Consider the following 14,836-nt stretch of genomic DNA (forward strand, 5'->3'; position numbering starts at 1 on the left):
CTTCAATGGCCATCTACATTGGCAGAGACCTCCTCCTGATTCCACGAAATGATTTCTACATTCGTCACATCTATTTCCCCTAAACTTAATACATGGGGAATGAAGTGAAACATTCCAAAAGGTTTTCCATTCTTTTTTCCAGCATTATAATATTCCACTGTTTCAGAAGGAATTTTTCTCATTTCTTTATATTCGGCAATATCGAGCAGCAGGAAGTCCTGTTCATCAAATTCTTCTGCTGGCCCTTTAAAATTTTCCTTAGAGTAGAGATAGAGAGCATTTTGATTCGGTTGGAGTCGTTCCACTGGAATTTTGAAGAAAAGCAAATTTTCCTTTTTCTTGATTTCTAACTTAGTGAGTGCATCATACACATGAAAAGGATGCATAGGTAGGAAATGAAGCACATCATTCCATAAAGCAATGTAATTTAGGAACTTGTCTTTTGAGTAGATTTGGTCGGTCAGGATGGTCAAAATATTTTTTTGTATATTGCTCATACAAGTGGGGATAAGTTGTTCCTAACACATTTAATGGAATCAGTCGATCTCCTTGCATATCTTTTGGAACCATATGGTAAACATATTGGGACATACTAGCACCTCCAAAAATGGTAACGCCTTTATTTGATACAATTAAAATGCCGAGCCTTCTAGCTTATTACACCCATGTTTTCTTTTTGATAAACCACATTAATATAGTTAAAATAAGTAATATAATTGGCGTAATCCCTACAAATTTCCAAACATCATTCGCACCCGAAAAATAGTAAGCAATTGGTAAGAAAGTGATTGTGCTAATTAATAGAAGTATCCAAGACTTTTTTTCGATTCCTAATATTAAAGTAACCATTGAAATAAATAGTGAAAGTTGCCATAAAAGTACCAATTTACCCCCTCCATCTATCCAAAATTCCCCTTAACTTTACTTTAATATTCTACAAACATTTCCAAAAAGCCTTGTTTCCCCATGAAATTGATAGAAGAACATAAAGAAGGCTCTCCCCTAAAGTAAGAGAACCTTCATATTTTCGAAATGAAATAAGGTCCGCATAGTTCTTCATGGGTCATCATGAATGTCCAATTTCGTTCCCAATCCATTACGTAAATATCGCCGTAGTCCATATGGTATTGGTCATACGGTAAATCTTGAATAAGTAGACCTTTCCCGTTTTCTACTAAATAAGATTCATCTACAAATTGATAAAAGATTGTACATTTCCTTTTAGCTTCTTTATTAAAAAGTTTAATAGCCTCTTCTTTCATTGCACAATCAACAGCTTCCCAGCTACATAAATGCCATAAGAAACTATTTAAATGAATCTCTTCCTTTTCTTCCTTTGATAAATGGTTGGCAAATTCATTTTCCCATGTCTTGCGCAATATGGACCCCATTTTGGAAGTTCTAAAACTTTTAATTCTTGTTTAAAATGCATATTTTTTAATTCTCCTAAAATCTAATTCACACTACGATTTTACACTGAGTTGTTCAATGGTGTTGAAAAAATTCATTAGAAAAAGCTCGGCATTCGACTTGCCAAGCTTTTTTCAAAACAGTAAAAAATTCCACTTATGAAAGATGCTTTTCAATCTCCCTTTTTGCATTGAAAAGGAAGTCTCTATACATTTCTGTATCCTCATTGTTAAATCGAACATCCGGAACAATAATGGCAATAGATGCGATTGGTCTACTATGAGAAATAATAGGGACACTTACAGAACAAGCCCCTATAATTCGTTCACTTTCAGTTTGGACATAGCCTAGCTTACGAATTGTTACTAAGTCCTCTAAAAGTTTATCGCGATTCGTTATTGTATTATCGGTAATCGGAACCCTTTTTACCCGATTCAAATAATCATCGATTTCATGTTGGGGTAGATAGGCAAGAATGGCCTTTGCTGAAGCCCCAGCATATAAAGGGGATGTATCTCCAACATGGTTTCTCGCTGTTAATTGATGAATACTCTCGTAATTCAAAATGCATCTTCGCTGATCCCCGTCTAGAATGCTCATAGAAACACTTTCGCCTATTTTTTCACTTAATGATTTTAAAATAGGTTCTGCTATAGCGAGAATAGTAGATTCCTGCTCGACTAATTTTCCTAAATAAAATAGAGATAAGCCAAGCTGATATTGTTTGGTTTTTTCATCTTTTATGAGAAACCCTTCATGTACGAGTGTCGCTACAAATCGTTGTAAGCTTGAGAGGCCAATACCTGTTTTTTTATGAAGATCCGTTAATGATAGCTTTGGTTCTTCCCTTGTAAAGGCTCTTAAAATAAGGACCGTTTTTTGAACTGTATTCATTAAATAATTTCTTTCAAAAGTCGTTTGATCCATAAAAGCTCCCCCTTGCACAACCATCATAACAAAACCTATTCCCCATTGTTAAGTGAATTCAAACATTACACTTTCAAAGAATTTAAATATTCCGACGTATGTTCTCCTAATAGTGGAGGAGCTTGATCATAGGAAATGTTTAAACTTGAATGTTGTAATGGATTTTTAACGAATTTCACCTTTCCGTATACCGGATGTTCCAATTCTCCGATTAAGTTCCTTGCTTTTACTTGAGGCTGTTCCAAAGCTTCTTCTATTGTATTAACTCGACCACCAGGAATTTTATGTTGTTGCAATAAGCTTAACCATTCATCCCTCGACTTTGAAACAGTAATTTCTTGTAGAAGTTCCGTCAACTCTTGTTCATTTTGTTTTCTTAATGTATTTGTTTTAAAACGTGGATCTTCTGCCCATTCTTTACGACCGATCATATGACAAAACTTTTTAAATTGGGCATCTGTACCGATACAAAACATTAACGGTCCATCCGCGCAAGGGAATACTTGATATGGTGCAACATTGTTATGTTTATTGCCTAATCGTTTTGAAACAAAATGGGCATTTAAATAAGCACTGGATACATTGGCAAGGCTACTTAATTGAACATCAAGGAGAGCCAAATCAATAAACTGGCCTACATTTGTTTGATCCCGTAAGCGTAACGCTGCTAAAATCCCTATCGCTACATAATTAGAAGTTAAAATATCTGATATAGGTACACCGACTTTTGTCGCTTCCCCTTCCGCATCCCCGGTTACATCCATTAAACCACTCATTGCTTGAATTACTGGATCGAAGCCCGGCTCATTCGCAAGGGGGCCAGTTTGACCAAAACCCGTTACAGCACAATAAATAATTCGAGGGTTCACTTTCTTTAATACTTCGTAACTTAACCCCATTCGTGCCATATCGCCCGTTTTAAAATTTTCTAATACGACATCCGCATCTGCAACGAAAGATAAAAATTTCTCTTTATCTTCTTGTTTTTTTAAATTTAATACAATTGATTTTTTATTTCGATTGGCACAAAGATAGTACGTACTTTGGTCATTCACAAATGGCCCCCAATCCCGCATGCTATCTGAACCATCGGGATGTTCAATTCGGATGACCTCTGCCCCTAAATCTGCCAATAACATAGACCCGGCAGGTGCCGCATAAACCCTTGATAAATCTAACACACGAATTCCGTCTAATGGGCGCATACTTCACCCTCCTTACTCTTCAATTAATGTCGTAACAGGGTTCGCCTTTTCCTTCATTAGAAGTTGGGTAGCTACGATACAGCCTACAGCGACTAAAGCAATGATATTGACGAGTAATGTTGTATCCATCAAACTAATCCCTGCTACGATAAGTAACACTCTTTCGATTAAAAATGTTTTTCTAAACATAAAGCCTTTAAGTCCCGCCGCTAGCACGACTCCACCAACTATTGCTGTAATAGCTGCAAATAAATATTCGGTTACTGTACCACCCGTTAATAATAATGTTGGATTGAATATAAAGAAGAACGGAACGATAAATCCGATTAACCCTAACCGAACAGATTCAACGGACACTTTATTCGCCGATTCCCCTGCAATTCCCGCTGCTGCATAGGATGCTAATGCAACTGGAGGCGTAATACTTGATAGGGCTGCGAAATAGAAGGCAAACATATGGGCAGCAATTGGCGCTACACCTAGTTTCGTTAAAATAGGAACAGAAATCGTCGCAACGATAATATAGGCCGCTGTTGCTGGTACCCCCATACCTAAGACGATACTAATAAATGCTGTCAGTAACGCAGCTAGAAGCACGCTTTCACCTGCAAACCCTAGAATATTATTACCTATTATTAAGCCGGCACTTGTTAACGTAATCGTCGCAATAACAACCCCTACAATGGCGCAGGCAATCCCAACATTAATAACACCTTTTACCCCTTCAACAATCGAATCTAGTACGAGTTGGAAACTCATACGTGTACTTTTTCGAATGGCTGCAGCTGGAACGACAGAAAGTAACGAGAAGATTGCCGCGTACAAAGGAGAAAATCCTGCAAATAACATCACTAGGAGAATGAGTAAAGGGATAAAAAGATGACCGCCTTCTTTTAACACCTTTTTTGCTTCAGGTAAATTTTCTTTGGAAATCCCTGATAAGCCCATCTTCTTCGCTTCAAAATGGACGATCATAAACAACGTTAAATAATAGAGGATAGCTGGGATGATGGCCGCCAGTAAAACAACGGAATACGGTACCCCGAGATATTCCGCCATAATAAAGGCCGCTGCCCCCATAACAGGTGGCGCAATTAACCCGCCCGTAGATGCAACGGCTTCCACTGCACCGGCAAATTTCTTTGAATAGCCCGCTTTTTTCATCATAGGGATCGTAACCGTACCTGTCGTTACGACATTACTTACCGCGCTACCACTAACGGTTGCCATTAAAGCGCTTGCAAAAACGGCTACCTTTGCAGGGCCACCTGCTGTTCTACCTGCAACTGTCAAAGCTAAATCGTTAATGAAATCGGAAAAACCACTGTTTTTTAGAAAAGCACCGAACAATACAAAAACAAAAATGTATGTCGCCGAAACGCCTAGTGCTGTTCCAAATACCCCTTGACCTCCCCAATACATAATATTGATGACACGCTCTAAACTAAATCCATAGTGCCCTAATATGCCAGGTATATAAGCACCAAAAAAATTGTATGCCAAGAAGAATAGGGCGATTATCGTCAATCCCTTTCCAACAACACGACGGCTTGCTTCAAATAATAGAAGTAATGCGATCCCGCCGATAAAAATATCCAATGTGGAATTTTCCCCACCACTTCGTACAAAAGCATCGTAAGTAAACAGGAAATAGAAAATTACTAATATAGATAATCCAATACATAGAAGATCAAAGATCGTCGGTAGCTTCCGTGATCCTACACTCTTTTTAGTAGCCGGATAAAAGACAAAACTAAATAATAGAAGAAAACCTAAATGCCAAGCTCGGAACTTGACTGCATCCATGACACCGAAACTACTCATATATAATTGGAATAGAGTCCAAATGATTGCGACTATTACGATACCCTTTCCAAAAATACCGATATACTTTCGTGAGTTTAAATTTTTCTTCTCCAAATCCATTAACTCTTGCATATCATGATTTGTTAGATCCTTCGTAGTCATTTGAATCCCCCCTATTCCAATATGCCAATTTCTTTATAGTATTTTTCAGCCCCTGGATGAAGCGGTACACCCGCAGTACCTTCAATTGCTTTTTGAGGATCAAACTGATTTGCAATACTATAGGATTTCTTTAGTTCATCAACATTTTCCCATAGTAGCTTTGTCAGTCGATAGGCAGCATCTTCTGAAACACTTTCGTCAATTACAATCGTGCTATATTGACCAACCGTCGTAATCGGTTCTGGCTGTTTATCGTACGTATTTGCTTCAATGACATACTCAAAGTTCCACGGGTAATCTTTTACCAATTGATCGATGGCATCAGGTGAAAAACTGAGCACCTTCGAATCAATTGTTGAAATTAATTCGGTCGTTGCCGCTGCAGGTACCCCAGAATAAATATTTACCCCATCGACTTGACCGTTTCTGATTAAATCCGTCGCTTCCGTAAACCCGACATAATTGGCATTCACATCATCAATGCTTACACCATGGGCTTCAAGAACAAGCTTCGATTCTAATTCAGTAGAGCTACCGGCAGCACCAAAAACAAAACTTTTCCCCTTCAAATCTTCAATGGATTGAATATCTTCATCATCAACTACTACAATATGACTGACGTTCGGGTAAAGATTGGCTAAAATTCGAACTCCATCGTATTGTTTTCCTTTAAAGGAACCTTCCCCGTTATATGCATCATAGGCAATATTCACTGTAGTGAATGCTAAATTGGCTTCCCCTTTGCTCATTAAATTTAAATTTTCCACACTGCCATTCGATGCTTGGGAAGCAACAAGCTGTTCCATCTCTTTTGTCCATAATGTTGAAAGACCTGCCCCTAAGGAATAAAATACCCCTGTTGTTGTACCTGTTGTGAAAATAAGCGGCTCCCCATACCGTTCCACATTACTTTGACACCCCATTAAAAGACCTAGACATAACAGTACCGTTACGAAAAGGTTACGTTTCATCCCCATTTCCCCTTTAACTGCTTATTTAAAGACAGCTTTGCGTTTTTCCAACACTGCATTAACCCCTTCTTTATGATCTGGCAATTCCGTTACGATTCCCATTTTAGAAGAAATATAGTCTAATGAAGATCGTAGACTCATCGTCTGGCTTTGATAAATCGCCCGTTTAATAATTCGAATCGCTTCCTGTGGACCTTTACTTAACTTTTCCACATAAGATTGCACAAATGTGTCCAGTTCCCCATCTGGTACAACAAAAGTGACCAATCCTTTTTCTTTTGCTTCCTCCGCCGTTAGGATTCGCGCCGTCCATAACATATCCAACGCCTGATCGATTCCGACTAGTTTCGGTAAAAAGTAAGCGCCTCCATCTCCTGGCACAATCCCTACATTAATATAACTTTCTGCAAACTTAGCAGATTCTGCAGCAATTCGAATATCGCACATTAAGGCCATATCGAGACCAGCCCCCATAGCATATCCATGCATTTGGCAAATGACCGGCTTATCAATCTCCTCTAAAAGCAACGGGATTCGTTGTATTTTTTTCCAAAGGGAGTTCTTTCGAGCAAGGGCTGTAGAAGTCGTATCCTCTTTACTTTCATAGAACCCTTTACCGGCAACCATCGCTTTAACATCCCCGCCAGCACAAAAGGATTTGCCATTCCCCTTTAGCAGGACAACTCGAATTTCATCCCGATCCCTTATTTCTTCTAATGCCGCTATCCAGTTTACAATCATTTCTTCACTGAAGGCATTGTAGCTTTCAGGCCGGTTTAACGTAATCGTGGCAATAGAGTCCTTTACTTCAAATAATAAATCCGGCATATGCATCCCCCTTAAATATGTTCCATTTGTTTCTTCGTTGTTAACTGTTCCCATAAAGTTGCTGACGATTGTAACCATTTATTCGCCAGTTCTTTTTTCCAAAAACGGCCTGTGTAATCTTCGTCACGCCATGCCCATAATCGGCGTGTATAGTGATGTAATCGGTGTTCATGGGTAACACCTAACGCGGCATGTACTTGGTGGGCTGAAGTAGCAACGATTCGACTGGAGTCTTCTATTTTTAATCTGGCAAAGGCTACTTCATCATGGACTTCCCCTTGTTGTAATAGAGCGATGACGTTTTCCATCGCCGCTGCCGTTAACGCCTGTTCTCCAGCTAAAGTAGCTAAATGTTGCTGAACTAATTGAAAACGATGAATCGGACGACCAAACTGTTCCCGCTCTTTACTAAATTGGACTGATAATTCAAATGCCCGATCTATCGCACCAGTCATTTTACAAATGGTAGCAATCGTCTGTAATTTTTGAAGGAACGTAAATTGTTCTTGTGTAATAGATTGGCATGTTACAACAGCTGCATCGGTAAAGGTAACATGGTCCCGTGGTTCTGCTGCAACGTTCATTTCATGTTTTATTTGAGCATCCTTTAAATCTAGCAATACGATAAACTCTGTTCCTTGCTCTGAAGCTAAAGTTACAAGTTTCTTCGCATATCTCGCCCACGGAACATAGTGTAGGGCTCCTGAAACTTTTCCGTTTACGATGGCTAAAGGGTTTGCGTGTAAATGGACTGTCGTTAATTCATTCATTGGGTGAATATTGGCATTTTCCTGTACGACATTGGCAAAAGTATGCTCAACAAAAGGAATAGGAGCTGCATATTTCCCCATTAATCGGTATAAATGAAATAGATCTTCATAATCTCCTCCAGCTCCGCCATGCTCTTCTCGAACAGCTACTTGTTGCAGCTCATTCTCCAACATAATGTCCCATATATGTTGGGGCCACGTATTTTCTTCTAAAAGATCGACCATTTCCTTTTCAACCTTATCATTGAGTATTTTTTCAACAACATCGACAATCATGTCTTTCATTTCGCTCATCCTGCAATCACTCCTTTCGCGATAATGCCGTATAGTACTTCTGATGTTCCACCACGGATTGTAAAGCCTGGTGCATGAAGAATAGACTCTGCTAGGAATCTATTCATTTTCTGTTCCGCTTGTAGTTGTGGATAAACATCCATTAAAAGACGAACGACTTCAGGAACTTTTTGTTCAAATTTCGTTCCAATACTTTTAACAAGGGCTGCAGGTACCATTACTTCCCCGCCTTCTTCGAGCACTTTGGCTACTCCGATGGATAAATTACGCAAGCTCCATAATTCAGCTACTAGTTTAGAAGCTTCCGCTAAACCTTCTAGATTGTGCTGTCGTTTTAATTCTTCAATTGCTTCATTTAATAATGGGAAGGTACTTAATATCCTTTCTGGGCCACTTCGTTCATATGCTAGTTCAGCTAAACCTTGTGCCCAACCATTTCCTAACGTTCCGACAACCATTTCATCCGGCACAAACACGTTATCAAAAAATACATCATTAAAATGATGTTCCCCAGTCAAATAACGAATAGGTGAAATTGTTACTCCTTCAGAATTTAAATCGATAATTAATTGGCTAAGACCGGAATGCTTCTTCTCGGAAACAGGTTCTGTACGAACGAGGGTCACCATATAGTGGGCATGTTGGGCATTACTGCTCCACGTCTTGGCACCATTCACAACCCAGCCACCTTCTACTTTTTCAGCTCTCGTTTTCACGGACGCTAAATCAGAACCACTATTCGGTTCACTAAGCCCAATCGCAAAGAAGCATTCCCCTTTTACAATTTTAGGCAAGAAGAAATTTCTTTGTTCTTCTGTACCGAATCGTAATAAAAGAGGACCCGTTTGGCGATCTGCAAACCAATGGGCCGCAACGGGAGCTCCAAAGGCTAAAAATTCTTCCGTTAAAATATAGCGATCAATCGAACTACGCTCCCCACCCCCATATTTTTTAGGCCACGTCATGCCGATCCATCCTTTTTCTGCCACTAGCTTCGAAAAATTGGCATCACAGCCACTTAACCAGGAATCGCATTTCGTTTGAAATGTCCCCTTACTCAACTCGTCTTGTAGGAAAGCACGAACCTCTTCCCGAAACCTCTCCTGTTCTTTTGTAAATTGAACCGTTGGTAATTTCAAAACAACACACCCCTTTACGCATTTGCGGTAACTGTTACTATATATTAATATTTTATATTTTCTGAATATTATAGTCAAACCGTTTTCAACAAATAAATTGATTAAAACAGAATTTTTATTGTAAAATAGAGAATTTTTATGTCTGATGTACAAGCTATTTAATATTTAGAAATAACTGTTCGATTCATTATGTTCAAAACGATTTTGGATATCGGAGAGATAATTCAATCTAAAAGTTAAAATTTCCTTATATTAAAAAAATGAAAAAATTTTTTATTAACGAAAGAGCAAAATAAAAAATGATGCCTGCATCAGACACCATTTCCTGATTGTGAAAATAGTTATATTCCTAGTGAGTCTTTTAAAAAGCCCTCTAAATAATCTACATTCGTCATTTTTTTATTACATTCACTACCATCGGCACAAATATAGTTGCCAATTGATCGATAATAATCTGGATTTTTTGTTTTCTTCGTTTTCGTTACCGTAGAAATTTGGGAAACTTCACCAAAACAATTACAGAAGGAACAAAGATTTTTTTTAGTAGTCGATGAAAATTCGCATTCAATACCAACCATTTTCCCTTCTAATTCATAGATGATTATTTTTCTATTGGATCTTAAGTCGTTCCAGCTTAAATAGGTTAGCTGACGATGATCGATATTCGATAAATCCGGCAACTTTAATTTTTTTTGTTTTGGGAACATTTTTTTTAATTGCTGCTCCGTCATTATTGGGAATGGAAGCAAATATTCCGAAAGATGCTGAATGTATTGTTCATAGTCCGATTCTGTTTTCAGTTTGGAAACGTCGAGCATTTCACTTTGTTCATCTGATAAATGGGGAAATAAATCCATGATTTTATCATTCGCTAGGTCGATTACAGTTGCTAATACATTTTTTGGAACATTCTTGTTCTTGCTGTCCTTAATAAATGTAATTTGCTTTTTTATAAAGTTTAACTGTTCATTTTTAATAAATTTTTCAGTCATTTGTATTTCTCCAATCACTTATACTATCTTTCCATTTATTTTAAACAGAACCGTAAAGTAGTTATATGGAAAAAATCATTTAGAAACGTTTTTTACATAAAACGGCACTGATGAATTACTTTTCACCAGTGCCGTTCATTTACTTTTTATGTGAATACACAATTTTTTTAATCGTTTCAATGGAAAGATAATATTCCTCTGCCAATTGTTGAATACTGCTGCCGCTAATAAAAGCATTTCGAATAGCAGCATTACGGCGATCAAGTAACCGCCTTCCTCCACTTCGAGCTCCCCATTTCTCATACTCCGTTTCTTGCTTTGGAATATAAATGGTTTCTCCTTGGACATATTTTTGAATTTCGTTAATGAGCTTTTCAGGTAAAATTTTGTTTGCGTTCGTATACTTCAATATTGCTCGCCCCTTATTTCAATTTTGGAAAAAATAAGGTGCAAAGCCAGCATATTAGAAAAGCTTATAAAGCGATAAATTAAATGTTTCGCCCCATGCAAAGTATCGCCTTTCCAATAATAGGCTTTGCATGAGTGGAAGAAGTACTAGAAAATCGTTTATGATTCCCCATCAGTAAGCACCCCCTTTAATTCATCATTATATCCGAAGCTACCCTATTATTGAATTGTTTTCCTTACATGCAAGTGAATAGAGGCAATTACTTTAAAACTACTTGCTATAGCGTAGTATCTAATATTAACTTACTATGAGTCGCAAGTAAGGCGTTACAACAAAAATAAATAAAGTATAAATACTTGTATGAGTAGATTTCTTTTAAAATTTTATATTTCCCTAAAAAACCCCCCTGTTTCATTGTTTAACTGAAACAGAGGGTTTTATTATTGCATACGTTCTAATTCTTGATATTCCTTCATATATGGGCCATTATCAGCGACCATTGAGTGAAATAGCGTTTTTATTGCTAAGTTTTTCTCTAGGCCCATTTCTACTTTTATTTTCTTTAACTCATTATGCAGTTCCCGGTGTTGGTTAATCAATTTCGTCATTGCCTTTTTATTATATTTCACATTTTCACATCCTTAGTTCATTACTTTTATAATGACAACTTTTAAATAATTAAATTCAGGAAAGTTATGTGGTACCGTAAAATCCTCTGGCAACTGATACTCTTCTATAATTTTGTAGCGAGTATTTTTTTCCTTGAACGCTTTATCAATAAATGTTTTAAACTTTTTCATATTAAAGCTTGCGTTATTCGTTGATGCAATAATCGTACCGCCTTCATTTGTAATGTCCAACGCATCTTTTAATAGCTTAGGATAATCCTTTGCCGTACTGAACGTCATTTTTTTCGTACGGGCAAAGCTTGGCGGATCCAATACGACAATATCAAATTTCAACTGATGACGTGCTGCATAACTAAAGTAATCAAAGACATTCATGACTTTAATGTCCTGGGATTCATGATTGATATCATTCACCTGGAATTGCTCAATCGTTTTTGGTAAGCTACGTTTCGCCAAGTCTACACTTGTTGTTCCTAACGAACCACCAAGTGCTGCCGCTACAGAAAAGGCACCCGTATAAGAAAAAGTATTCAGCACGGTTTTCCCATTAGAGTGATCATGCAAAGCTTTTCGAACATTCCGCTGATCTAAGAAAATTCCTGTCATGGCACCATCATTTAAATCTACCGCATACTTCATCTTATTTTCCAAAATAATTAATGGAAATTCACCTTTTTCCCCTGACACGTAATCATCTTGTCCCACATATTGGCCATTTGTATGAAACCGTAATTTTTCATAAACTCCACGCGTATTGACTACTTCATCAAGGGCTTGATAGATGTCCTCTTTAAACGAATAAATTCCTTCACTATACCAGCTCACCATATAAAAACCGTTGAAGAAATCGATTGTTAAACCACCAATTCCATCCCCTTCACCATTAAAAACACGGAAGGCAGTTGTATCTTCTGATGTATAAAGGTTTGCCCGTTTAGCTACCGCTTCACTTATCTTTTTGGCAAAAAACTTTTTATCAATTTGTTCCTTTTCCTTTCGGGTTAAGACCCAGCCAATGCCTTTATTTTGCATACCGTAATACCCTGTTGCAATATAACCACCATTTTTATCAACTAAGTGTAATAAACTTCCCTCGTCCATCTCACTTGTGGAAGGTTCAATCGCATCTTTTAAAATTAAAGGATAACCATTTGTAATATCTTTAATTGCTTTAGATTGTAATCGTACTTCTCTTAACTGTCTCATTTAGTCATCCTTTTTATGTTTAATCTATACATTATGCCACTTTTCATCCTAATAAGCGAAAAAAGAGTGGTGACCATTCAAAATAAGTTACTACTTCACTTTTTTAATTGTATTGCCCATCCTATTTCAAACATAGTTCAATTCGTTTTCATCTTCTTATAGGCTAGCGGTGTTATTTTCATAGATTTTTTAAATTGTTCAATGAAGTAGCTTGTACTATTGAAGCCTACTAGATAGGCTACGTCTGTAACATTAAGGTGCGATTGTTGAAGTAGAATGAAGCTTTTCTGAATCCGATAATCGGTTACGTAACTCAAAGGCGTTTTCTTTAAATAACGTTTGAAGTAGCGACAACATTCAGAGCGACTTAAATGACCAGCTTGCGCAATATCTTCCAATAAAATTTTTTCTGCATAATGTTGATGAATCCAATTGAGCATTTCCTTCATCCGCTCATTTTTTAACGCTTCCTTCTGTTCGTACTCTAACGGTACACCGTTTTTAATTAAATTTTTCCATATGGATGTTAACTGCATGCTAATATCTATTTCATAATAGGTGGCCTTTTCTTTAATAATCCCCGAAATTTCCTTGATTGATTGTAAAATTTGATATGCCCATAACTCCTTTGGAGACAGCCGTAAATAAGGAATATTTGTTGCATGAATATATGGGTCTACAAAATGGGCATAAAGTTCATGGGACAATACGAAACTTGGTGAAACGTTTAAACAAATATAAACACAACCCGTACCCTTTTGATCTTTTGCCATGTGTAAACAACCAGTATTGATAAAAATCCCTTCCCCTTCCCGAACAATGATTTTATCTTCATTTATTTGAAACATAGCTTCCCCTTTTATAACGACAACGAACTGAAATTCTTCATGCCAATGAAGCGGTATAAATCCATTAATATTATCGTTAATCGTCGTTTCATAACATGCCATCGGTAACACGACGGTACGATGTTCGGTTAACTCTTTTAAACTTTCGTCCACGGTAAAATTTTTAATTTGCATTTTACCACCTCAATATCCTTATATTTTTAAGTTCAATCTATATATTATTTCGTATATTTTTTCATTATTATAGAAAATGTTATCACACTATTTTTATATTTGAAGGTGGCAATATCGATGAATCGACAAAAAGGAATCGTTCTTGTACTAATTGGAGCGGTATTTTGGGGAATTGGCGGGACGGTTTCCAAAAAGCTTTTTCAACAATATGCTATTGATGTAGATTGGCTTGTAACAACCCGATTACTAATAGCAGGTGTATTACTGTTAGGAGTACAGTATTTTACAAAGGATCGCTCCCAAATATTTCGTGTTTGGAAAAATCGTAGAGTAGCAATTCCATTAGTGATTTTCGGGTTAATTGGAATGCTCGGCGTTCAATATACATATATGGCATCGATTGAACATGGCAATGCTGCTGTTGCAACTTTATTGCAATATTTAGCGCCCGTTATGATTATTATTTATTTACTACTCCGTAAACAAAGCATATTGACGCGGGGAGATATGTTAACCGTTTCCTTAGCACTTCTCGGTTGTTTTTTCTTATTAACTAATGGTTCCCTTTCCCAATTATCCGTCCCTCCTCTAGCAATTATTTGGGGATTTTTATCTGGTGTTGCTTTAGCCTTTTATACGTTATACGCGATTCCTTTACTAAAGCAATTTGATTCCCTCGTTATCGTCGGGTGGGCAATGATCATCGGAGGGATTGCTTTAAGTCTTATCCACCCGCCTTGGCAAATTAACTTGAGCAACTTTACGTTGGACACTTATTTATATTTAGTTTTCGTTATTATTTTCGGGACAATGATTGCCTTTTGGTTTTATATTGAAAGCTTACAAAGCCTAGCCCCTAAAGAATCTAGTCTTTTAGGTAGTGTAGAGCCATTAGCTGCTGTTTTAACAACGGTCTTTTGGTTAAAGGAACCCTTTGGCATTTATCAATGGCTCGGTACTCTGTTTATTATGATCATGATCGTTATACTTGCAATGAATAAAGGAAAATCTTCAGACAATCGCGAGGCCACATAAGGGGATTTAAGGGATAGTACCGATAAACACG

The 14,836-nt window shown here is 37.3% G+C and carries 17 protein-coding genes; 1 reads left to right on the plus strand and 16 read right to left on the minus strand.

What is annotated here, in order from left to right; all coding sequences use genetic code 11:
- Positions 1-2: 2 nt before the first annotated feature.
- From EC501_RS18615 to EC501_RS02740, 16 genes are all read right to left on the minus strand, one after another.
- Positions 3-326 carry a hypothetical protein gene (locus EC501_RS18615; protein ID WP_225230204.1) on the minus strand — a complete coding sequence of 108 codons (324 nt, stop codon included), beginning with the start codon at positions 324-326 and terminating at the stop codon, positions 3-5.
- A gap of 79 nt (positions 327-405) precedes the next feature.
- Entirely contained in the window at positions 406-591 is a 186-nt protein-coding gene (locus tag EC501_RS18620) for a hypothetical protein (RefSeq protein WP_225230205.1), read from the minus strand.
- A 66-nt stretch (positions 592-657) separates the two neighbouring features.
- On the minus strand, positions 658-885 hold the full coding sequence (locus tag EC501_RS02675; protein WP_122970740.1) for a hypothetical protein: 228 nt from the start codon (positions 883-885) through the stop codon (positions 658-660).
- A gap of 134 nt (positions 886-1,019) precedes the next feature.
- The gene (locus EC501_RS02680; RefSeq protein WP_318241020.1) at positions 1,020-1,379 is read right to left on the minus strand and encodes a DUF4275 family protein; all 360 of its coding nucleotides are present in this window, start codon (positions 1,377-1,379) and stop codon (positions 1,020-1,022) included.
- Positions 1,380-1,566: 187 nt separating this feature from the next.
- Complete coding sequence (locus EC501_RS02685; RefSeq protein ID WP_122970741.1) at positions 1,567-2,337, minus strand: IclR family transcriptional regulator; 771 nt, start codon at positions 2,335-2,337, stop codon at positions 1,567-1,569.
- 65 nt (positions 2,338-2,402) lie between these two features.
- Positions 2,403-3,542, minus strand: coding sequence for a CaiB/BaiF CoA transferase family protein (locus EC501_RS02690; protein ID WP_122970742.1), 1,140 nt, complete (start codon positions 3,540-3,542; stop codon positions 2,403-2,405).
- A 12-nt stretch (positions 3,543-3,554) separates the two neighbouring features.
- Positions 3,555-5,510: a TRAP transporter permease gene (locus EC501_RS02695; RefSeq protein ID WP_122970743.1), complete on the minus strand. Its 1,956-nt coding sequence runs from the start codon at positions 5,508-5,510 to the stop codon at positions 3,555-3,557.
- A gap of 11 nt (positions 5,511-5,521) precedes the next feature.
- A complete protein-coding gene (locus EC501_RS02700) occupies positions 5,522-6,481 on the minus strand; it encodes a TAXI family TRAP transporter solute-binding subunit (protein WP_158599662.1) in 960 nt (319 codons plus the stop codon).
- Between the two features lie 21 nt (positions 6,482-6,502).
- A complete protein-coding gene (locus EC501_RS02705) occupies positions 6,503-7,309 on the minus strand; it encodes an enoyl-CoA hydratase/isomerase family protein (RefSeq protein WP_122970745.1) in 807 nt (268 codons plus the stop codon).
- 11 nt (positions 7,310-7,320) lie between these two features.
- Positions 7,321-8,373, minus strand: a complete 1,053-nt coding sequence (locus tag EC501_RS02710) for an acyl-CoA dehydrogenase family protein (RefSeq protein ID WP_122970746.1) — start codon at positions 8,371-8,373, stop codon at positions 7,321-7,323.
- Positions 8,370-9,512 (minus strand): acyl-CoA dehydrogenase family protein, encoded by a 1,143-nt coding sequence (locus EC501_RS02715; protein ID WP_122970747.1) that lies wholly within the window; start codon positions 9,510-9,512, stop codon positions 8,370-8,372. The genes EC501_RS02710 and EC501_RS02715 overlap by 4 nt, the downstream gene beginning before the upstream one ends.
- 341 nt (positions 9,513-9,853) lie before the next feature.
- Positions 9,854-10,504, minus strand: a complete 651-nt coding sequence (locus tag EC501_RS02720; RefSeq protein WP_122970748.1) for a FusB/FusC family EF-G-binding protein — start codon at positions 10,502-10,504, stop codon at positions 9,854-9,856.
- A gap of 139 nt (positions 10,505-10,643) precedes the next feature.
- Positions 10,644-10,913 carry a CD3324 family protein gene (locus EC501_RS02725; protein ID WP_122970749.1) on the minus strand — a complete coding sequence of 90 codons (270 nt, stop codon included), beginning with the start codon at positions 10,911-10,913 and terminating at the stop codon, positions 10,644-10,646.
- Between the two features lie 440 nt (positions 10,914-11,353).
- Positions 11,354-11,542, minus strand: a complete 189-nt coding sequence (locus EC501_RS02730) for a hypothetical protein (protein WP_122970750.1) — start codon at positions 11,540-11,542, stop codon at positions 11,354-11,356.
- Between the two features lie 12 nt (positions 11,543-11,554).
- The gene (locus EC501_RS02735) at positions 11,555-12,748 is read right to left on the minus strand and encodes a class I SAM-dependent rRNA methyltransferase (RefSeq protein ID WP_122970751.1); all 1,194 of its coding nucleotides are present in this window, start codon (positions 12,746-12,748) and stop codon (positions 11,555-11,557) included.
- Between the two features lie 137 nt (positions 12,749-12,885).
- Positions 12,886-13,770, minus strand: coding sequence for an AraC family transcriptional regulator (locus EC501_RS02740; protein WP_122970752.1), 885 nt, complete (start codon positions 13,768-13,770; stop codon positions 12,886-12,888).
- Positions 13,771-13,887: 117 nt separating this feature from the next.
- Between EC501_RS02740 and EC501_RS02745 the strand changes: the two genes are divergently transcribed.
- A complete protein-coding gene (locus tag EC501_RS02745; protein ID WP_122970753.1) occupies positions 13,888-14,805 on the plus strand; it encodes an EamA family transporter in 918 nt (305 codons plus the stop codon).
- Positions 14,806-14,836 lie beyond the last annotated feature (31 nt).

Source organism: Lysinibacillus halotolerans (assembly GCF_003711845.1).
In the GTDB taxonomy this organism is placed as follows: Bacteria; Bacillota; Bacilli; order Bacillales_A; family Planococcaceae; genus Ureibacillus; species Ureibacillus halotolerans.

What these genes read in the sequence shown, in the direction of transcription:
- EC501_RS18620 (WP_225230205.1), bottom strand. Translation starts at nt 591, where the DNA reads ATGTCCCAATATGTTTACCATATGGTTCCAAAAGATATGCAAGGAGAT.
- EC501_RS02685 (WP_122970741.1), bottom strand. Translation starts at nt 2,337, where the DNA reads ATGGATCAAACGACTTTTGAAAGAAATTATTTAATGAATACAGTTCAA.
- EC501_RS02690 (WP_122970742.1), bottom strand. Translation starts at nt 3,542, where the DNA reads ATGCGCCCATTAGACGGAATTCGTGTGTTAGATTTATCAAGGGTTTAT.
- EC501_RS02695 (WP_122970743.1), bottom strand. Translation starts at nt 5,510, where the DNA reads ATGACTACGAAGGATCTAACAAATCATGATATGCAAGAGTTAATGGAT.
- EC501_RS02700 (WP_158599662.1), bottom strand. Translation starts at nt 6,481, where the DNA reads ATGAAACGTAACCTTTTCGTAACGGTACTGTTATGTCTAGGTCTTTTA.
- EC501_RS02705 (WP_122970745.1), bottom strand. Translation starts at nt 7,309, where the DNA reads ATGCCGGATTTATTATTTGAAGTAAAGGACTCTATTGCCACGATTACG.
- EC501_RS02710 (WP_122970746.1), bottom strand. Translation starts at nt 8,373, where the DNA reads ATGAGCGAAATGAAAGACATGATTGTCGATGTTGTTGAAAAAATACTC.
- EC501_RS02720 (WP_122970748.1), bottom strand. Translation starts at nt 10,504, where the DNA reads ATGACTGAAAAATTTATTAAAAATGAACAGTTAAACTTTATAAAAAAG.
- EC501_RS02735 (WP_122970751.1), bottom strand. Translation starts at nt 12,748, where the DNA reads ATGAGACAGTTAAGAGAAGTACGATTACAATCTAAAGCAATTAAAGAT.
- EC501_RS02740 (WP_122970752.1), bottom strand. Translation starts at nt 13,770, where the DNA reads ATGCAAATTAAAAATTTTACCGTGGACGAAAGTTTAAAAGAGTTAACC.
- EC501_RS02745 (WP_122970753.1), top strand. Translation starts at nt 13,888, where the DNA reads ATGAATCGACAAAAAGGAATCGTTCTTGTACTAATTGGAGCGGTATTT.